At 34.2% G+C, this 20,283-nt stretch carries 18 protein-coding genes; 5 read left to right on the top strand and 13 right to left on the bottom strand.

Annotated features, from left to right (window positions below):
* The 4 genes from J7K39_05005 to J7K39_04990 form a co-directional block, all read right to left on the bottom strand.
* Window positions 1-838 (bottom strand): hypothetical protein (locus J7K39_05005; GenBank protein MCD6179242.1); only part of this gene is annotated, 838 nt, incomplete at its 3' end.
* Between the two features lie 29 nt (window positions 839-867).
* Complete coding sequence (locus tag J7K39_05000) at window positions 868-1,869, bottom strand: SusE domain-containing protein (GenBank protein MCD6179241.1); 1,002 nt, start codon at window positions 1,867-1,869, stop codon at window positions 868-870.
* 19 nt (window positions 1,870-1,888) lie between these two features.
* Window positions 1,889-3,499: a RagB/SusD family nutrient uptake outer membrane protein gene (locus J7K39_04995; GenBank protein MCD6179240.1), complete on the bottom strand. Its 1,611-nt coding sequence runs from the start codon at window positions 3,497-3,499 to the stop codon at window positions 1,889-1,891.
* Window positions 3,500-3,518: 19 nt separating this feature from the next.
* On the bottom strand, window positions 3,519-6,476 hold the full coding sequence (locus tag J7K39_04990; protein MCD6179239.1) for a TonB-dependent receptor: 2,958 nt from the start codon (window positions 6,474-6,476) through the stop codon (window positions 3,519-3,521).
* A gap of 387 nt (window positions 6,477-6,863) precedes the next feature.
* Here J7K39_04990 and J7K39_04985 point away from each other — a divergent pair, with 387 nt between their 5' ends.
* Window positions 6,864-7,865, top strand: a complete 1,002-nt coding sequence (locus tag J7K39_04985) for a LacI family DNA-binding transcriptional regulator (protein MCD6179238.1) — start codon at window positions 6,864-6,866, stop codon at window positions 7,863-7,865.
* A gap of 40 nt (window positions 7,866-7,905) precedes the next feature.
* On the opposite strand, the gene J7K39_04980 is transcribed toward J7K39_04985, so the two are convergent.
* The 9 genes from J7K39_04980 to J7K39_04940 form a co-directional block, all read right to left on the bottom strand.
* Window positions 7,906-8,538, bottom strand: a complete 633-nt coding sequence (locus J7K39_04980; protein ID MCD6179237.1) for a rhodanese-like domain-containing protein — start codon at window positions 8,536-8,538, stop codon at window positions 7,906-7,908.
* Between the two features lie 29 nt (window positions 8,539-8,567).
* Entirely contained in the window at window positions 8,568-9,182 is a 615-nt protein-coding gene (locus tag J7K39_04975; GenBank protein ID MCD6179236.1) for a rhodanese-like domain-containing protein, read from the bottom strand.
* A 20-nt stretch (window positions 9,183-9,202) separates the two neighbouring features.
* Entirely contained in the window at window positions 9,203-9,796 is a 594-nt protein-coding gene (locus J7K39_04970; GenBank protein ID MCD6179235.1) for a YeeE/YedE family protein, read from the bottom strand.
* An 18-nt stretch (window positions 9,797-9,814) separates the two neighbouring features.
* Window positions 9,815-10,345 (bottom strand): YeeE/YedE family protein, encoded by a 531-nt coding sequence (locus J7K39_04965; GenBank protein MCD6179234.1) that lies wholly within the window; start codon window positions 10,343-10,345, stop codon window positions 9,815-9,817.
* Window positions 10,346-10,358: 13 nt separating this feature from the next.
* Window positions 10,359-11,303, bottom strand: a complete 945-nt coding sequence (gene nrfD / locus J7K39_04960) for a polysulfide reductase NrfD (protein MCD6179233.1) — start codon at window positions 11,301-11,303, stop codon at window positions 10,359-10,361.
* A 23-nt stretch (window positions 11,304-11,326) separates the two neighbouring features.
* Entirely contained in the window at window positions 11,327-11,848 is a 522-nt protein-coding gene (locus J7K39_04955) for a 4Fe-4S dicluster domain-containing protein (GenBank protein ID MCD6179232.1), read from the bottom strand.
* 8 nt (window positions 11,849-11,856) lie between these two features.
* The gene (locus tag J7K39_04950; GenBank protein MCD6179231.1) at window positions 11,857-14,142 is read right to left on the bottom strand and encodes a molybdopterin-dependent oxidoreductase; all 2,286 of its coding nucleotides are present in this window, start codon (window positions 14,140-14,142) and stop codon (window positions 11,857-11,859) included.
* A 334-nt stretch (window positions 14,143-14,476) separates the two neighbouring features.
* The gene (locus J7K39_04945; protein ID MCD6179230.1) at window positions 14,477-15,673 is read right to left on the bottom strand and encodes a hypothetical protein; all 1,197 of its coding nucleotides are present in this window, start codon (window positions 15,671-15,673) and stop codon (window positions 14,477-14,479) included.
* On the bottom strand, window positions 15,666-16,226 hold the full coding sequence (locus J7K39_04940) for a molybdenum cofactor guanylyltransferase (GenBank protein ID MCD6179229.1): 561 nt from the start codon (window positions 16,224-16,226) through the stop codon (window positions 15,666-15,668). The genes J7K39_04945 and J7K39_04940 overlap by 8 nt, the downstream gene beginning before the upstream one ends.
* A gap of 135 nt (window positions 16,227-16,361) precedes the next feature.
* On the opposite strand from J7K39_04940, the gene J7K39_04935 reads away from it, so the two are divergent.
* The 4 genes from J7K39_04935 to J7K39_04920 form a co-directional block, all read left to right on the top strand.
* Entirely contained in the window at window positions 16,362-17,420 is a 1,059-nt protein-coding gene (locus J7K39_04935) for an NAD-binding protein (GenBank protein MCD6179228.1), read from the top strand.
* Between the two features lie 76 nt (window positions 17,421-17,496).
* Entirely contained in the window at window positions 17,497-18,687 is a 1,191-nt protein-coding gene (locus J7K39_04930; protein ID MCD6179227.1) for an amidohydrolase, read from the top strand.
* Window positions 18,688-18,771: 84 nt separating this feature from the next.
* Window positions 18,772-19,899, top strand: coding sequence for a hybrid sensor histidine kinase/response regulator (locus tag J7K39_04925; GenBank protein ID MCD6179226.1), 1,128 nt, complete (start codon window positions 18,772-18,774; stop codon window positions 19,897-19,899).
* Between the two features lie 20 nt (window positions 19,900-19,919).
* On the top strand, window positions 19,920-20,283 hold a 364-nt coding region (locus J7K39_04920), incomplete at its 3' end, for a hypothetical protein (GenBank protein MCD6179225.1).

The following is a 20,283-nucleotide window of genomic DNA, read 5'->3' as shown; positions in this document are numbered from 1 at the left end:
TTATAGTATTGAGGATAGTTGGATCAGCATCTGTACTCCATACTAAACCTTTGGCTGTTATTTCAGCACCGCCATCAGCAGTAATTTCTCCTCCTGATTTTGCAGTTGTTTTTGTAATTTCAGTAACAGCAGTTGTTGTAACCGTTGGTAAATCCACTAAAGTTGTAAAGCTAATTTCCGGACCATAGCCTGTACCTGCACTGTTAACAGCGTAAGCACGAACATAGTATGTTGTGTTTCCGGCTAAATCGGCGAGAGCACTAACAAATTCTCCTAATCCTTCGCCATCAGTAGTTTTGCTGTCGTCTACAGTTGGATTTTCATTAACTCCAAAACAGATTCCGCGAGCAGTAACATCTGCTCCACCTGAGCCTGTAACATTTCCTCCACCAGTTGCTGTATTACCCGTAATATCTGTAATTGCAGTAGTAGATAGGAATGGAACTACTGGTAAAGTAGTAAACGTAACTTCTTCGCCATAGGTGGTTCCTGCTTTGCTGATTGCATATGCACGAGCATAATATGTAGTTGCATAATCTAGTCCACTCAATACTACATTAAAAGTAGCGGTGGTTTCTTCTCCGGTATAAGCAACTTTATCATCAGCTGTTGTAGGAGAAGCTGAAGTGCTATAGCAAACACCTTTTTCAGTAAAACCGTCTCCTTCTGCAATAACAAAACCAACAACTGTTGCAGATTCAGAGGATAAATTTAATGTTTGAGAAGTAGATAGTGTTGGTGCTAATCTAACATCCGCTGTTTCCTTAGTGCATGAAACAAAAATGATTGATGCAGCAAAAAGGAAAGCCATAAACTTATATATGTTTATCTTTTTCATTTTTATATTTTTTAATTGTTTCATAGCAATTAGTTTTTAACTATTGTACAAGTTCCTGTTTTAGCAGTATCATCGGTAATTGTTAATGTTATAGTATAATTACCGGCACTTACAGCCAAATTGGGACCGTCTCCTATTAGATTGTCGGGTGTTCCACCAAGATTCCAAGCCCAACCGTCGTTTTTCCTGAATTTGATCTCCCCATCTACTAAGTCAATAGTTATTGACCATGTTCCGGTTTTAGCATCATAATCCATTTTTTGGTCAGGTGTATTCCATCCATTAGGTGTTGCAGAACCAATAAGACCAATCATATAAGCATTGACAGAGTATGTTAAATCAACTGTATTTGCTGATAAATTGTACCAACCGCTTTCATCAACTGAAATACCACTACCATCAACTGCAAGAGCACCTGCATTATCACCATATTCGATATCGGCATCAGGGTCTACAAGTGTAAAAGGCATGGTAGCATCAAGTTTTACAAAACCGGTATAATCTCCATTACCTAATGCAGATTCAATCTTCTGATCGATACCTGAGTTTAATAAATTTAGTCTTGGTAATCCGTATAAGGTAACATTTGCAGTTGTAGTTGCTGAAGTATATTCAAATGTTTCAGCACCTGTTCCTCCATCGGTAACAAGCTCTGCTCTAATTCGAAAATCGACAGAGGAGACTGCATCGGCAGGGAATTTTTTAAGTAAGATTCCGTTTAGGTCACTAACTGTAATTTTAAAAGAATTTGCTTGGACATCAGAAAGTATAATAATAGGATCATCAAAATCAGTTCCTGCTACATTAGCTTCTAAGAAATATTTTGCAGAGGCAGTGAAGCCCGGATCAACATTTGTTCCAACAAATTCAAGAACATCTGTACCATTGTTTCGCTCCAATGTTAAATTTGGCATCGCAGCAATTGTTGGTGCAATCGGATTGTCGAGCATTACTATTTGTTCTCCGTCTTTTTCGCAGGAGACTAGCAGCCCAAGTAATCCAATGAATAATATGTATATTTTATTTTTCATCTTTTTTGTGTTTTAAGGGTTAATAACCAGCGTTTTGTTGAATATTCTGATTTGCAGAAACTTCATCACCAGGAATGGGATAGAGGTTTAAATGACTACTTGTTTGTGTTCCATTGTAAGTTCCACCTTTCCATTGCCATTTATAAGTTCCGTCAGTAAACTGTCCGAATCTGATTAAATCTGTACGTCTTTGAGCTTCATAATAGAATTCTCTGGCGCGTTCATCTAATATAAATTGTGAAGTCAGGTCTGCAGCAGTAATATTTCCGTCAGTATTTCCATAGGCACGTTCTCTAATCACATTAATATCAGCAACAGCTCCACTTATATCTCCCATATTAAATAATGCTTCTGCTCTCATAAGGTAAGCATCAGCAAGACGAAAGACCGGAAAGTCTGTAGAAGCAAATGCAGGATTATAATTTTCTGCTTGGCTACCATCGGTATTATTTGCAGTAAATTTATATACTCCTATACCATAATCTCCACTTGATGAGGCACTTGGGATATTCATGCTTTTCTTCATTTTTAGAAATACACGTTGATCTTTAGCTTGTGAAAATTCTACGTCTCCTGTAGGTATTGGAGCACCGCCGTAAGTAGTTAATGTATCTACCAAGATATTCATAAATTCTATTCTGGCTCTGTTTCCATTCCAGTTAGTGTTAGATGTTAAACCGTGATAATCTTCGGCGCGAATATATGTTGCATCGCTGCTGGATTCAATAATAAATGTTGTTCCGACATAACCTTGTGTATTAACACCATCTTGTGCCCAAGCAAAGATCATTTCAGGGTTGTGATAACCATCATTATCGGCACTAAAGTTTTGTCTATAATCGGTTGCTAATGAGTAAGCTCCGCTATTTATAACCTTATCGGTATAAATTTTACAGTTTTCCCATTGAGGAGTTCCTGTATACACTTCTGCGTTTAGATAAAGTCTTGCAAGCAGCATTTGAGCCGCAGCTTTATCGGCTTGAGGATAGGAGAATTTTGGTTCGCCCAATAGATTTTCAATATCCTTTAATTCAGATTCGATATAAGTGAATAAATCAGCACGTTGAATTTGTTCAGGATAGAATTTGCCGACTCCGTCATCTTCTGTTGTGAAAGGAGGATTTCCAAATAAATCGATAAAATAAGTGTATGCTAAAGCTCTTAGAAAACGTGCTTCAGAAGTATATTGAACCAAATCAGGATTATCTTTTGTTAATCTGATAAAATCGTTAGCATAAGTAATACTTAATCCTAATCGTTGATAAAGTGCTGTTAGGAAAGGATTACTTGGACTCCAAGTTTGTGTGTTTAAATCTGCAATACCCACATCACCCCAAGCACAAATTGCTTCGTCGGTAGGTAATTCTTGAAGATTCCATAATGCTCTTGTTGTGGTGAAAAAGCTTCCATCAGAGGCACTGATATCGTCTCCGCCATTTGCTCCTTGACCAGGAATCATAAAGCTGGCGTAGATTTTTCCGAGTACTTGTTTCATGTAAGCCGGATCGTCGTTTAGATTACCAGCTAAAATGGTATTAGGATCTATTGGCTTAACATCCAAATCTTTCACGCATGATGTAATCATCAGGGCTGAAAGAAATACTGCTATTAATATTTTATTTTTATACATGTTAAATTATTTTAAACTGTTAATAAGTAAAGCCTATACCAACCATAAATGTTCGAGGACGTGGATAGAAGTTATTATCTATTCCTCCGGGAACTTCTGGGTCAATACCTTCGTAATTTGTGATAGTAAACACATTTTGAACGCTAAAGCTAATGCGTGGCTTCATTTTGCCTTTAAAATTAGAAGGCGTATAGCCAATGCTTACATTGTCTAATTTGAAGAATGAAGCATTACTTACAAAGTAATCGCTTGTAAACTGACGTTTTATAAATTGGGTTTCACTTAAGTAAGTTGGCATATTTCTCCAGTAACCAATTTGATTCATTTGATCGTAGGATGCTCCAGCAGCAATAGCGTTATAAACATAGTTTCCAATGCTTGTACGTGATGATGCAGAGAAATCGAAGTCTTTGTAATTAAAGTGTGCAGATAATCCGAATAAAACATCTGCAACAGGACTATGATAAATGTATTTATCACTATTGTCTCCACTTACAACTCCACCGTCTCCTGAAAGATCAACATATAAACCTTCTATTGGATTGCCATTAGCATCATAAACTTGTTGGTTTAAGAAAAATGAGTATGCCGGATAACCAACTCTTGTTACTTGATTGGTTCCTGTGAAAGCACTTCCGTATAGAATTCCAATATAATCTGGATCATCGTTTAGTAGGAGCTTGGTAATCTCATTTTGGTTATAACTCATGTTAAAGCCAATGTTTAACGACATGTCTTTCTTTGAAATAGGAATCATGTTTAAAAACAATTCTATTCCTTTATTTTCCAAACTGCCAACATTTGTTAGAAGTGTGTTAGAGAAGTTACTTCCGGTAGGAATGGTAACAGTATTTAATAAATCTTCGGTAACACGTTTGTAAATATCGATAGAACCTGTGATACGATCTTTTAGGAATCCAAAGTCGATACCAATATTTTGAGTAGTTGTTTCTTCCCATTTAATATCCGGATCGTAAGCATTTGGACGTAATGTAGGTATATATTGACCATCAATCATATAATAAGAACCGGGTGATGAGGCTATGTATGTGGCTTGAGCAGGATAATCGTTTCCAATATCTTGCTGTCCTGTAATACCCCAACCTAATCTTAATTTCATACTTGAGACAGCATCAACATCTTTTAAGAAAGATTCTTCTTTTATTTTCCAAGCAAAAGCAGCAGAAGGGAAAAGACCCCATCTATTGTCTTCGCTAAATCTTGAAGATCCGTCATTACGTAATGTAAATGTTACTAAGTATTTATCTGCAAGAGAGTAATTGATACGTCCAAAGAAAGAAACCAAGTAATTTTCTGTAATATAGGATGATTCAGTATATTGGATATTACTGGTAGTACTTCCAAATCCACGAGTAAAGCTTTCGCCTTCGCGTTGAAAGTGCTGCCAAGAATAACCAGCTGTAGCATTAATTCTACTGTTAATATTCTCAAGCTCTTTTTTATAGCTAAAATAGAACTCAATTAAATCATTTTGATTTGTTGCAGAATATTCATTTACTCTACCAAAATAAGGGCTAGTAAGTGTAGAAGGAGAAGTAATAGGGCGGTTATTATGACCTTCGCCTTTTGAAATGTCTGTAGCTAAATTTAAATTAGCATTTAAGCCGGAGATAAAAGGAACTTTGTAATCAAGTTGTACATTTCCTATAATTTTGCTTACTTGTGATTTATTGTCAGCAGCCATAAGTTGTTCAACAGGATTGGGAGTTCCTAGGTTAGCTCCATAATTACCCCATTGAAAATAACCGGCAGAATTATCGAAACTGTCGTCATAAATTGGTTTTGTTGGATCCATTGCAATTGCAGATCCTAATGCTCCTGAGTCACCAAAATTATTATCGGTAAGCATTCCTTTAGCATTTACATTAACTTTTAAATCGCCATTTAAGAATGTTGGACTTAGATTTACGGAACCCGTTAAACGTTGCATATCTGTATTCTTCATAATACCGGTTTGATCGGTATAACCCATAGAAACCCTATAAGGTAATGCTTTGTATGCTCCTGTAAAACTTATATTATTATCTGTTGAGATAGATGTTTGAAAGAGCTCTTCTTGCCAGTTTGTGTTTTCGCCCCAAAGAGCACTATAACTGTCAATACTGTATAAGTCAGGATTGTCATAAGCAATTTTTCTTATTTCATCACCAGAATATACATCAACGAATTCAACGGCAGTAGCAATTGATGTTTTTGTATCAAAATTAATTACCATAGGGGCTCCTTCTTTTCCCTTTTTGGTTGTAATGATAATTACACCGTTAGATGCTCTTGAACCATATATTGCGGTTGCAGACGCGTCCTTCAGAATGTTAAAAGATTCAATATCGTTTGGATTAACAAATGAAAGGAAGTTGCTACTTCCAGAAACGTCATTATTATCAATAGGAATACCATCAATAATAATTAAAGGATCGTTAGATGCATTTAAGGAAGATCCACCACGAATTCGAATTGTTGAACCACTTCCAGGAGCACCACCGGCAGATGTTATTACAACACCGGCTGCTTTACCTACTAGCAAATCCTGAGCAGAGGTAATGGCTCCTTTATTGAAATCTTTGGTACTGACAGAAGTAACAGATCCGGTAGCGTCACTTTTTTTCTGTACACCGTATCCAATAACTACATATTCGGATAGCAATTCTGATTGTTCAGCTAACTGTACATCTATTACAGCGCCTTCGACTAATCTTTCTTGATTTGCATATCCAACGAAAGAAAACACCAAAGTTTGTCCTTTATCCACACTTAGTGAATAATGACCATCCATATCGGTGGTTGTACCATTACCGGTACCTTTTTGAAGTACGGTTACTCCAGGAAGCGGGCTGCCATCTGTTGCATCAACAACTGTTCCGGTAACATTTACTAACTGTGCAAACGTAACTGTTGAGATTCCTACAAAAATCAGTAGAAGAATAACAACTTTCAGTTTAGAATAAATTTGTCCCATTTTTATAACATTTTATAATATTTATTAGTTAAATAATAATTAATTTGATGTTTGTTTTTTAAAGAGGCAATTTACTAAAAAAACGAGTCTAAATGTTGTTTTATCATATAAATAGGTCTTAAAATCTATGCAAACGATTGCGCAAACGATTGTTGTTTAAATAAATTTAAAACTATAAGATAAAGCTTAGGTTAGTATAGACTTTGAAATGTTTTTACAAGATTTGATATGCCTATTTCTCCCTATAATGATTGTTTGAATTTATAAATATTTCCATAGCAGTATTTGTAAACAAAGAAGTGATTTTTTTGATAAAATTAATCTACTTCTTTGTGTAATGAATTATTAAGAGTAAATAAATCATATATTTGTATTTTTGCATTTAATATGACAAAGCATCCAGTAACAATTAAAGATATTGCTAAGATTCTTGGAGTATCTGTTTCTACAGTTTCGAGAGCCTTAAAAGATCATCCTGATATTAGTGTGAAAACAAAGAAAGCCGTTCAAGAATTAGCCAAAGAACTGCATTACAGACCTAATGAGATAGCTTTAAGCTTAAAAAATCGTAGATCTAAGATTATTGGTATTATTATACCGAAATTAGTACATCATTTTTTTAGCTCAGTTATTCAGGGAGTAGAAAATATTGCGTATGATAATGGTTATCAGGTAATGATTTACAATTCAGGCGAAAGTTATGAACGTGAAGTTCTGCTCTCAAGTTCTATTCTTAGTTTTCGTTTAGATGGTTTAATTTTATCAATGAGCAAAGAAACAACGGATTTTAGCCATTTTGATAAATTCGATCAATATGGTATTCCTGTTGTTTTTTTCGATCGTGTTCCTGATTTGCCTGTAAATAAAGTTGTTTTTGATGATTTTCAGGGAGCTTTTGATGCTGTGAGCCATCTGATAGAAAAAGGATGTAAGAAAATTGCTCATTTGAGTGCTTCGGAACATTTAGATATTGGGAGGTTAAGAATTGCAGGATATAAGGCTGCACTTAACGAGCACGGTATTTCGTTTAATCCTGATTTGGTTGTAAAGTGTGATACATTTGATGGAGCTGTTTCTATAACAAAGAAATTGATTTCCGATTATCAAGATATTGATGGTGTTTTTGCTGTTAACGATTTAACCGGTATTGGTGCTACTAAAGCTGTTCGCCAAGTAGGCAAAAGAGTTCCCGAAGATATTAAGGTTATTGGTTTTACCAATGAAATTAGTTCTGCCGTTTGCGCTCCCAGTCTGAGTACTGTAGATCAAAGGGGTATTGAAATGGGAGAGGAGGCTTGCAAGCTTTTAATGGAAAACATTAATAAAGATCAGCCTCCACAAACAAAAGTTGTGAAGGCAAATCTAATTTTAAGGAAATCTACTGACTAGTTTTTTAAAATGTCAATATAATTCTTTGTTGCTTATCTTTTTAACAGCCGCCTGCTACTCTTTTTTTCTTTTTCCTAAGTATGGGTTTTGCTTTTTTAGATGTTGATGTGGAACTACCAACAACCCCGGCTCCTGCGGTTTCTTTAATAATTTCAGCATAATCGTATTTTGCAACTTCATTTTTAAACCATACATCGTTTGGGGCATATTTATCAATTATATTTGATTTTACAAGCTTATAACCACCTAACATTATGCTATTATTTTTATAATTGAGTTGCTTAAGAATTAACCAAGCAGGACAAGCATCTTCTACATTAGTCCCATAAAGAATATTTGTCTTATCTAGGGGATTTAAAATGGTTTTATACTCACTTTTTAATAAGTCGTGAATAGGAATATTTATTGCCCCCGGCAAATGATGTAGATTAAATTCTCTTGGTGATCGGAGGTCTATGAATTGATAATCCTGATCGTCTGTTGAAAGAATATCTTTAATTTTTTCGGGTTGTATAACTTGAATATGTTTAATGACATCTGTAAGTGTTTCGTTCTGATTAAGTACGAATTTCTTTTTTGGCGTAGGCATTAAAACAAATGCCGTAGCAATGAAAGCTAAAAAGAGTATAGCTCCCACAGGGAGATAATTAGCAATTTTTTTATGCTCTTTCATATTGATATTATTTTAAATTTTATAAAAGATTAACAACCTCCGGCAACGGACTTTTTCTTTCTTCTAATTATAGGTTTTTTCTTAGTTGTGGATGTTGAACTTGTGGCATCTACAGTCCCTCCTCCAAAATATTGGCTAGCTCCCTTTCTAAATTGGTAGGTTGCAAAAGCACTTGCAGGCTCGTTAATTTTTGGTTCGCTAGGTCGTATAATAGTTTCTATCCAATAATTTAAGCCTCCACGCATTATAAATACTTTTTGATAACCCATACGTTTATATAAAAGCCAAGCTTGACTTGCATAAATACTTCCGTTTGAGTAAAGCACATTTAGTTTCACATCTTGGTCTAAATATAAGTCGGCTTCTTCTGTTAATAGGCTATCAATAGGTATATTAATTGCTCCAGGGAGACTGAATTCTTTAAATTGTTCAGGCTTTCTCACATCAATTAATTGAAGACTGGGATCATTGTTGAGCAAAAGGGAAGCTATTTCGTCAGTAGATATATATCTGGAATCATCTAAAACGGCTAATAGAACTTCTTCTGCCGATAAATCTTTTGAATAATTCTTTTCAGGTAAAATGGTAAAACCAAAAGCTAAAAGTAAAAGAATTACTGACAATAAGGTGTATCTTAAATTCATAGTTTTTAATGTTTAACTAATTAATAATTAACGGGTTTTACTTTCTTCTCAATTTTAGAAGTAAGATAAAATGCTATTAAAGCTACAATAGTTAAGGCTAATATAAACAAGCCATAGCTTATTCCTAAATCATCGTAAATTAATGGTGTGCCTAAATAAGCATCCATATGAATTTCTTTCCATAGCCATGAATATGTTTCTCCGTAAAAGAAAATTCCAATAAATATTCCTCCTAAAAATACCATTGCATCTATCTTCCCTATAACAGCAGCGCATACGCTGGTACCCGGACAAAAGCCACCTATTATAAATCCCAATCCCATAATTACTCCTCCAATTAAAGCAGAGGTTAAATAAAGTGGATTGATATAAACTAAGTCTAAATCGATAAACTCAAAATAGCGTAGATAATATAAGCCTATAGCGGCTGTAATTGCTCCGGTAAAAAATACACGAAGTACAACAAAATCGTAGCCGTAAAAAACACCGGCTAGTTTTCTGGATGATGAAAAGCCTGCACGTTCAAGTACCCAGCCAAATCCAATTCCAACTATCAGAGCTATTAAAAAGTTCCAGTTGGTGTTTATTATTTCATTAGGAATTAATGGTCCCATAATTATTTGTTTTTAAGATTAAATCCAAAATTTTCTGAAAAAATATGCGAATACATAGCCTGTTCCAAAAATAGCAATCATACTTATAAATCCCGTTGTTGATAAAACGGACATTCCGCTTAATGCTGCACCACTGGTGCATCCTCTACCGAGTTGCGATCCAATACCGAATAATATACCTCCAATAACAGCCATAATTAAACGTGTTTTGGATGTGATTTTTGGAGAATGCTCTATTTTTAGTTTTAACCTCCCGGCTACAACTCCTGAAAGGAGAGCACCAATCATTACACCGATTATTTCAAATACTAGCCAAGCTTGTAGAGGTGACTCTTCTTTGGAAGCATAGGGTTTAAAATATTCGGAATCCATGGCGTGATTATGTGCAACTACATCAACAGTAGCAACAACAGCACTTTTAATAGCACCACTTGCACCTAATCCCCTGCCTGTAAAATAAAAGGCAAAAATTATAACAAGTCCAAGGAGGAAACCCGCAAGATATGGGTTCATGTATTTTCTTTCGCTTCCTTCTGTTTTATTTTTCATTGTTAAATATTTTTTAATAGAGGTAACGTGTTATTTGTCCGGCTTCTATCATTAAAAGACGGAATATAATTCCTCCGGCTAAAACTAAAGCTGAGGGCATAAAGGCAGGTATTTTAAATCCTCTTAATTCCATAATTTCTAATAGGGCAGGAAGTAAAAGTCCTAGCATAATAATAAATACCCAGAAATAGGTTGTAAACTCTCCCCCCAGAAATATTTGAGCTGATTCAACCTGAACCTGTCCACCTGCAAGAAAGCCCATAATAAGATGAGTAATCAAGAATAACTCAATTACTATTAGGAGTAAATCAATTTTAGTAAATGTTTCTCTCTCTATCTTTGATTTAGACATCCATACTATTACTGCTGCCCCGGTTGATAGTCCGGAAGTTAAGAATAGTGGTCCAAGAATAGATGTATTCCAAAGTGGACGAGCATTAAAGGCTGATAACAATATTCCGGTGTAAATACCTAAAATAACCGATAGAATGATTAACACCCAAGCAATAGTTGACCTATTATCGATAATTATTTTTACCGAGTTATTAAGAATCTTGATATTCCACCAGTTAAATTTAGGCCATATTTCTTTTACAAAAGATGCTGCCCACACAATAGAAAGAGGTGTAATAAACATAAGTGTCCATGCTCCCCACGACATTGGAGATTCCAGTCGAACTGTTGTATATAACCGCCAGAAATATAATTTGTGATGTAAATCAATAAAAAGTGCTCCTAAACCAAGTACTAATAAAAAAGGTACTAACATTGGTGCAGTTTTCACAGCAGTAGGGTAGAGGTCTTCTTTTTTTCTTATAACATATAAAGCTGAGAAAAATAATATTCCAGCTGATAAACCTCCAACAAATAAATAGAAAGCAATTTCCCAACCCCAAGTATTTAAGATTGGGTCAATGTGAGGATTCATTCTTCCGCTTATAATTAATTCTTCTTTCATATCAAGTTTGAATTTTTATTGCTTTAGGTTAAATAATATATATTAGGATTTGTTCCTGCTTCTGGAGCAAGTACTTTTGATTTTCTGTTTCTGACGATTTTAGAAATATCAGAATTAGGATCATCCATATCACCAAATGTCATACATGTTGTAGGACAAACAGATACGCAGGCAGGATCTTGACCATCTTGAACTCTGTGGCTACAGAAAGTGCATTTGTCTGCATATCCATCAGGGTGAGTGTAACGTGCGTCGTAAGGACAAGCTTCTATACAAGCAGCACAACCAATACATTCGTCATGGTTTACCAAAACAATTCCGCCTTCAGCATAATGGCTAGCTCCTGTTGGACAGGCTCTAACGCAAGGCGAATTATCACAATGATTACAACGCTCTGAGCGTAATTCTATAGCTAAATTAGGATAGGTTCCTTCCACTACTTCAACAACCCAATCTCGGGCATAACCAACAGGAACATTATTTTCAACTTGGCAAGCAACTACACAGTCGCTACATCCAACACATAAATTTGTGTCTATTGCCATTGCATATCTCATGCTTTACCTCCTTCTACTATCAGTTTTGTACTATCAGTTTTTTGTTTTAATTGAGTAGGTTCATTAGTGTGAAACGTAACAAAATTCCCTCGCATTCCGGTACCTCCCATGATAGGATCAAGCATAACGCGCGAAATCATTTGAGTGTCGCTAGCTCCTCGTCCATAAGCTCTGCTTAATTGTTTTTTTGTGTGACCGAATCCATGAACCATATAAACAGAGTCGAATCTTATGCGTTCTGTTATCCTGACTTTTATCGGAAAATCAGTTACAATTCCATCCTGATTTTCTAGCCATATCTCTTGTCCGTTTTTTAAATCCCATTCTTTTGCCACTTTTGGATTTATCCAAACATTATTTTCTTCCATCAATTCAAAAAGTAGCGGATTATTAGATGTTCTACTGAAAGTATGCATAGGTGCTCTTCCGTATATTAGCCTGTAAAAACCGGAGTCTGGCTCGGGATGAGCAGTATATTTTGGCATAGGATCAAATCCTTCGGCTTCTAAAGCAGTAGAATATAATTCGATTTTACCGGTATTGGTATTGAATTCGTAATCTTCGCCATTAAGGAAATATAAATCATCATACTCTCGATCTAATTTCTTAACTCCAATTTTCTGCATTTCTTCGAGAGAAGATCCTACTTGTTTTAATTGCCAATCGAGCATTTCTTCAATGTCTTTGTATTTAAAGTACTCATCTAAGCCTAAGCGTTTACCCAATTCTTTAGCAATCCACCAGTCGGGTTTTGAGTTGTAGAGTGGTGTGTGAGCAGGCATTCGTAATGCTAATGTTGGAATTCTATGTTTAGAAGTACGAACAAGATCGTAGCGCTCTAAATATGTACATTCCGGTAAAATTATATCGGCATAACCTGTAATCTCCATTGGCATAGTATCAATAACTACCAATAGGTCGAGGGCTTCAATGGCTTTTATGGTATTGGCTTGGTTAGGTAGCGTTTGTATAAGATTAGTACCATTAACAATCCATGCCTTTATTGAACAATCTCTATCAAGAGAAGGTACTGTGGCATCACATATTCCTGAAGCTAAAGCTAAATCGGCTAAATTGAATTTACCAGGAAAAGCATCTCTCCAGTTTTTCTTTGGTTTAGGGAATTTTGGTGCAGGAAATTTAGGCAGATGTATAGCTTCCGGATTGTAAAAACCTCCACGACGACCCCAAGATCCTAATAATGCATTTAAAATTGCAACAGCTCTCAAACGTTGAGTATCATCTCCATACCAAGTTACATGTCGCCCGGGATGTATGATAACACTTGGAGCAGCATTTCGCATTTCACGTGCTGTTTTTCTGATAATGTTAGGCTCTATAGTTGTTATTCCATAAGCCCATTCAGGAGTAAAGTTCTTAACGTGTGCTTTTAACTCATCAAAGCCGTAGGCGTATTTTTCGATGTATTCTTTATCGTAATAATCATTATAAATGATTTCATGAATCCAAGCTAAAAGTAAAGCTAAATCAGTAGCCGGTTTAATAGGTAGCCAGAATTTAGATTTACTTGCGGCTGTGGAAAAGCGGGGGTCAACAGTAATAATGGTGGCATCATTCCTAATCATATCCGACATTTCTTGCACTTGACCGTTATGCATATTTTCACCGATATGACTTCCTATTAAAACTAAACATTTGCTATCGCGAATATCAGTTGGTTCGGGAGATCCTATACCTGCTCCAAATGTTGCAATGAAACCTACTTCGCGTGGACCGCGACATTGGGCATAGGACGGTGCGGCTATGTTATTGGAACCAAAAGCTTGTAACATTGGACCCAAAAATTTACCACCGGAGCCATGAGTAAATAAGGCAGTACATTCTGGTCCATGTTCCACTTTTATTTTTTCCATCTTTTCAGCGATATAATCTAAGGCTTCATCCCAACTTATATCTTTAAAAACTTGTTTGCCGTTTACTGTTACTCTTTTTTTGGGGTTTTTTAGGCGATCTTTGTCTTTGTACATTCCTATACCGGCAGTACCTCTCGGACAAAGACGTCCATTGCAATGAGGATCATCAACATTTCCGGTAATAGATTTAATTTCACCTTTGTCGTCGGTTTGAACCCATGCAGCGCATTGCCAAAAGCATATTTCACAATAAGTGGGAAATTGTTTGTTAGAGTTAGCTTTTAGGTTTTTATTTTTGGTTTGTCCAAAGATATCTTTTACTGGTAAGGAGCTAAGTAATCCTCCGGCTGCTATTAGCCCTCCGGTACCAATTGCTGAAACCTTAATAAATTCTCTTCTCGTTTTCATGAACAGAATACTTTATTAATATTTAGTTATATATGTCAATAAGTAATAATGAATAGCAAAAGTAGAAATTTATAATGTATCTATGTATATTTATCTATGTGTAAATACATTTTCCGTATATAACTGATTATTAGTTATATACATTGGTTTTTAATAAAAGTAGATTGATTATATGTAATGTAACTAAATGGTATTATGTATTTTATATTTTTTATTTAGATATAATATAAATTGAAAATATAGAAGAATATTTGTAATTAATAAAAAATGAAAAGATTAAGAATTCTTTGCTAAATCATAAATAATTAAATACTTAATTCTCTGAAATATGATATTAATCAACCTTTTTTTCACTAACTTGATTTTTGAAAATGGTATACCAGTAGATGTTATTTGCAATAAGAAGGGAAAGGGTAGTTATGGGTTGTTTGAAAAATTGTTTAACAGGAGGTAGTGATTTAATGATAATAGGTAATGAGCTGAAAGCTAATGAAAGAGAGCCGTGTAGCGCACCTAAATGATGAGTGTATAGGAATGTCTTAATCCTTGGGTTTCGTAGTTCTATGCTTATTGCCGTAAATGCTATAACGATGAATAGAGCTCTAAAACTCATTTCTATCCCAAAATAAAATCCATCGAGCTTGAAAGTTTGGTTAGGATTATTATCACCCGAATAAAATAAGCCGGACAGAAGTATGATAATAATAAGCTGTCCCCAGAAAATAGGCTTTTTTAGTCGACGGAAGATAGCTGTATATCTCCAATATGTGTAAATGGTAAATAATATGAGAAAAGGGAGCCCGTAATAAAGAATATCTTTATTAATAAGTACTAAGCCAATGGGTATAAGTATTATATTTAGTGAAAGTAAAAATAAATTAAACTTTTGTTTGCTTCCTAAAGGGAATAATTCTTCATTATTAAATTCAATTTTCTTTGGTATTAATTCGGGAGGCAGAGATTTTACTTTATTCCCGATAATAACTCCAAGTATGCCGGATAAAGCACCAAATAATAGATAAATAAAAAATGCTAAAATAATAAATTCTGTTGCGTTTAAAATGTTAGTATTAAATATTTTTTGAAAATAGGCATAGATATTTTTGTATATAGTTACAATATCCCAACCGTATAAAATTATAATACTGAATACTTTATGTAATAATGCGCTGGATAGGGCAATTGCAGAAGCTAAAATACTTCCTATTAAACCTCTTCTGAAAATATAAAGTAGGAGCTCTAAAAGTGCCGCTTCCATAAAAATGCCTATCATAGGTCCAAGAATTACGGAGCTTGGCGAAATGGATTTCATTAAAGCTGTAATAATTCCGGCACGAAAAATAATACCACTTTCTTTCCAAACTTGATTAAAAGCGATTAATATTAGTATACCTTGAGAGGCTAAAATAGTACCTGCAAAAGGGATTCTTAAATTGTGTAAAAAACTACCTATAACTATTTCTACAGAAGCCCACAAACCACCAATAACGGCGGCTTTTAACCATTTGTCGGATAGTAGGTTGTTATTCATTTATTTTTAATTCTTCTATGGTATTAATGTTTAAAAAGCGGCTTGCATTTTCTTGTCTTATTATTTGATAATATGTTTTGGTTTTGTTTAATAAGCCCATTATTTTTAGCCTGTCATTTTCTAAATGATTTTTGATAAGAGGAAGTAAATCTTTATGATAAAATCCAATAAGAGGTTGAATCTGCCCGCTTTCAAGTTTTGGAATCACAATCTTATTTGATGAAAGATGCTTCTGCATTTTCAAAAGTATATCTAATTGAAGAAAGGGAGTATCACAAGGTAAAAATAAGTTCCAATCGGTTTTGCTAACAGATAATCCTGAATAAATACCTCCCATAGGTCCTTTATTAGGGATAATATCATATATGAGTGGATAATCGAATTTTTTATAATTAGGGTTATTTGTACTTATAAGAATATTGTCGCAGAGTTTAGTTGCAAGTTGAATAGAGTAAGAAATTAGAGCTTGATTCCTAAATATTTTTAGCCCTTTGTCTTCACCCATGCGCCGACTTTTGCCTCCTGCTAAAATAATACAACTTAGATTTTTCATAATTCTTATCTCGCTGCAAAGGAATTGATAATTCAAATTTTTTCCAATATAAAACTATAAAATCATTATTTTCTTTTGATATAATTTTGGTATTCACTATTTTAGCCAACGTTCAAGTTAAATTAAAATTAACTAATGGATAACAAGAGAAAACGATTTTGGATAATTTCAACAGTAACTACTTTTTTGTTTTTGTTGATAATTAATCTGCTATTGGTTCATTTTGAAAAGAATGAGGTAGGTTCCGATATCCATAATTTAGGCGATGCTATTTGGTATATGTTGGTTAGTTTAACATCTGTTGGTTACGGAGATAAAGTTCCTGTAAGTACAGGTGGTCGTGTAATAGGCTATTTTTATATTATTTCTAGTTTGGGCGTTTTGGGCGTTTTAATAAGTAGTATTTCATCAAATATTTTTACGATGATTGAAGAAAAAAAATTAGGGTATCAGGGAAGTTCGTTTGAAGACCATATTGTGTTTATTGGTTGGAACGAATTTAATCGTATGGTTGTTGAAGAGGTTTATTCAACAATGAGAAAATTTGCGATAGTTACGGATCGTAAGGATGATATTGATTTAATTTATGAATCGTATCGGAAAAAACGAGCATTTGCATTATTTGCCGATTATCATAATTTGGATATTATTGAGAAGGTGAATCCAAGAAAGGCTTCCGAAGTATTTGTGAATTTTGGTAATGACACGGATACTCTACTATATGTTATCAATTTTAAGAAAAAATATCCTGAACCTGATATTATTGTTTCTATTGAAAATTCTAAACTTAAAGATACCTTTATAGCCGCAGGAGTTAAATATGTTATTCCTCGCAATGAGATTGCTTCAAAATTAGTTGCTAGTTATATTTTTGAACCAGATGTGGCAGAACTTAATCAAGACTTATTAAGTGCCGCTCAGTCTGTTGATGAGTTTGATAATCAGGAGTATAAAGTTATCGATCAGAATCCGTATTTGAATAAAGATTATGTAGATGCTTTTATTGATTTGAAATTAACCTATGATTGTGTTTTATTGGGGTTGAGTAAAGTCGTTGATAATAAACGGGTACTTTTAACAAACCCTTCAAAGGGAGTGAAAATAGAGATGGGAGATCATATCCTTTTAATGACTAATGGCGAAACTAAGAAAAGAATAGAAATTGACTTTGGAATATTTGAAGGGAGAATTTAGAACTGTTCTTGTTGTCGAATTTAGTTTTTTTTGTAGCGATAATTTTCTAAATTTGAGATTCTTAATTAGCTGCTGAATGAAAGACGAAATTAAAAAATTAGCAAAAGAATACTTAGATGAAATTATTGGTATCCGAAGGGAGTTTCATCAGAATCCCGAATTAGCTTTTGAAGAAATTGAAACAGCTAAAAGAATAGCCGATTTCCTTGATATACATAAGATTAAATATACTGAAAAAATAGCTAAAACAGGTATTGTAGGTGTAATTGAAGGTAGAAATCCTAATAAAAAAGTGATTGCCTTACGTGCTGATATGGATGCGTTACCAATTATTGAAGCCAATAATATTCCGTATAAGTCGATGAATATTGGTAAAATGCATGCCTGTGGGCATGATGTTCATATGGCATCATTGCTAGGTACTTTAGCAATCTTAAATCAATTAAAAGATAAGTTTGAGGGGACTGTGAAATTTCTCTTTCAACCTTCAGAAGAGCAATATCCCGGAGGTGCAAGTGTAATGATTAAAGAAGGGGCTTTGGAAAATCCTTCTCCTAAGAGTATTTTCGGACAACATGTTTATCCCGAACTAAAAGCTGGACAAGTAGGTTTCCGATCAGGTAAATATATGGCTTCCACCGATGAGGTCTTTATCACAATTAAAGGAAAGGGAGGGCATGCTGCATTGCCAAACACTATTGTAGATCCTATTTTGATAGCATCACATTTAGTTGTTGCCATGCAACAGATTGTTAGTAGATATGCGCTTCCAACTATTCCAACAGTTATTTCTTTTGGTAAAATAATTGGTGATGGAAAGACAAATGTTATTCCTGAAAAGGTTTATTTGGAAGGAATTATACGTACATTTGATGAAGATTGGCGTGAAGAAATAAAGAAAAGAATAAAAGAACTTGCAAAATCAATTTCTCAAGGAATGGGGGGTGATTGTGACGTGAGAATTGATAAAGGATATCCTTTTGTGTATAATAATCCGGAATTAACTGAACGTGCAAAAAATGCAGCTAAATCGTTTTTGGGTGAAGACAAAGTAATTGATCTTGATATGCGTATGACTGCTGAGGATTTTGCCTTTTACACGCAGAAAATACCCGGCAGTTTTTATAGGTTGGGTGTTGCATCCCCTAATGCTAAAAAGATATTAAACCTTCATTCTTCTATTTTTAATATAGATGAAAGTAGTATAGAAACGGGTATTGGGCTGATGTCTTGGCTTGCTTTGGAGGAACTTAAAAATTCTGAATAAGGAAATATTAAGAGCCAAAAAATAACAGGAAGAATTCTTGTAAAACTTTAATACATTTGTTCAATAACCCTCTTAACAATAATGATGAATAATAAAAGACTAATACTGATTGTAGATGATTCGCCTAATAACCAACGCATTATAGGCGCAATATTGTCTGACAAAAGTTATCAAATTGCTTATGCTTCAAGTGGAAAAGAAGCCTTGGAATTTGTTAATAAACATATTCCTGATATAATATTACTCGATATTATGATGCCTGAAATGGATGGATTTGAGGTAAAAGCTAAATTAAACGAAGATGCAATACAGAAAGAAATTCCCGTAATATTTATAACGGCTTTGGAGGAACCTGAAAATAAAGCAAAAGGATTTGAGTTAGGAGGTCGCGATTATTTGGTAAAACCTATAAATAAGTTAGAGGTTTTGGCTCGTGTAAGATCTCAATTACTTATTCAGGATCAGAAAAGTGCACTTATAATTGCAAACGATAAATTACGTAAAGCTAATGAAACTAGAGATAAGATATTTTCAGTTATTTCGCACGATTTGAGAACTTCCGTTGGTAATATGAGAAATGTTTTTCGCTTTATGTTAGATGGAATGATTGATCCTGTTGAGGATAGAGATATTATATTTGACGCAGAAATAACTTCTAGACATACTTTTAATTTATTAGAAAATTTGTTGTATTGGGCCAAATCACAACAAGGAAATATTAAGATTCACCAAGAAATAGTTGACGTTGAAGATGCCGTAACGGATGTGTTTGATCAAGAAATGGGGTCAGCCGTTAATAAATCTATTAATCTTACAAAGGAAGTTGAAGAAGGGTTACAGCTCTTTGTTGATAGGATTACTTTAAACATTATTCTTCGTAACTTATTAATTAATGCCATTAAGTTTACCACAGAAGGGGGTAAGATTCATGTTGTGGCTAAACAAATTGCTGATGGGATAAGTATATCAGTAAAAGATGATGGTATGGGTATGAGTCATGATGATATCTCAAGAATATTACGAAAAACTGAAGCTTTTTCTAAAAAAGGTACTAATCATGAGAGAGGTACGGGATTAGGTTTAGTTATTGTCGGAGAATTTTTGGAAATGAATAAAGGTCGAATGGAAATAAAAAGTGAAATTGACCACGGAAGTGATTTTACTGTTATTTTCCCTAAAGTGGATATTAATAAAGTTGTTAAAGAATACTAGGTTTAAGATTTGTTTTTAATATGACTCCTAACTCACGTTTTCTTGTTTCGTTGTTCTTTTTGTTGATTATTCCTTTTGGAGTAATGGCGGAAGATAGTCAAGTAGTAGAGGAGAATGGTCAGCATCTTATTTCAGATTCTCTAGTTGTTGAATCTTTGAGATACATAGATTCAATATCGGCTATTCATACCATAGAATCAAGTAAAATTGCTGAAACTCTTTTGAACGACTTATTAAGTAAACCTATATCGAATAAAAATTTGGCTTATCAAGCCATATCTCGAAAATTAGTATTACTACAAAACTTAAGTCGTCATACTGATGCTATAGATTTCCTTAATAAGTTAATATTAGAGGGATATAGAGATCCTGAAATATATGTTG

It is taken from the genome of Bacteroidales bacterium (assembly GCA_021157585.1).
Lineage (GTDB): Bacteria > Bacteroidota > Bacteroidia > Bacteroidales > UBA12170 > UBA12170.
The sequence above is the reverse complement of the archived record's forward strand: the minus strand, read 5'-3'. Positions and strand labels throughout refer to the sequence as shown.

Coding starts and splice junctions, on each gene's coding strand:
- J7K39_04965 (MCD6179234.1), bottom strand. CDS start 10,345: ATGAAAAATAAAACAGAAGGAAGCGAAAGAAAATACATGAACCCATAT.
- nrfD (MCD6179233.1), bottom strand. CDS start 11,303: ATGAAAGAAGAATTAATTATAAGCGGAAGAATGAATCCTCACATTGAC.
- J7K39_04930 (MCD6179227.1), top strand. CDS start 17,497: ATGAAAGACGAAATTAAAAAATTAGCAAAAGAATACTTAGATGAAATT.
- J7K39_04970 (MCD6179235.1), bottom strand. CDS start 9,796: ATGGGACCATTAATTCCTAATGAAATAATAAACACCAACTGGAACTTT.
- J7K39_04950 (MCD6179231.1), bottom strand. CDS start 14,142: ATGAAAACGAGAAGAGAATTTATTAAGGTTTCAGCAATTGGTACCGGA.
- J7K39_04995 (MCD6179240.1), bottom strand. CDS start 3,499: ATGTATAAAAATAAAATATTAATAGCAGTATTTCTTTCAGCCCTGATG.
- J7K39_04985 (MCD6179238.1), top strand. CDS start 6,864: ATGACAAAGCATCCAGTAACAATTAAAGATATTGCTAAGATTCTTGGA.
- J7K39_04935 (MCD6179228.1), top strand. CDS start 16,362: ATGGATAACAAGAGAAAACGATTTTGGATAATTTCAACAGTAACTACT.
- J7K39_04955 (MCD6179232.1), bottom strand. CDS start 11,848: ATGGCAATAGACACAAATTTATGTGTTGGATGTAGCGACTGTGTAGTT.
- J7K39_04980 (MCD6179237.1), bottom strand. CDS start 8,538: ATGAAAGAGCATAAAAAAATTGCTAATTATCTCCCTGTGGGAGCTATA.
- J7K39_04925 (MCD6179226.1), top strand. CDS start 18,772: ATGAATAATAAAAGACTAATACTGATTGTAGATGATTCGCCTAATAAC.
- J7K39_04940 (MCD6179229.1), bottom strand. CDS start 16,226: ATGAAAAATCTAAGTTGTATTATTTTAGCAGGAGGCAAAAGTCGGCGC.
- J7K39_04945 (MCD6179230.1), bottom strand. CDS start 15,673: ATGAATAACAACCTACTATCCGACAAATGGTTAAAAGCCGCCGTTATT.
- J7K39_04975 (MCD6179236.1), bottom strand. CDS start 9,182: ATGAATTTAAGATACACCTTATTGTCAGTAATTCTTTTACTTTTAGCT.
- J7K39_04990 (MCD6179239.1), bottom strand. CDS start 6,476: ATGGGACAAATTTATTCTAAACTGAAAGTTGTTATTCTTCTACTGATT.
- J7K39_05000 (MCD6179241.1), bottom strand. CDS start 1,869: ATGAAAAATAAAATATACATATTATTCATTGGATTACTTGGGCTGCTA.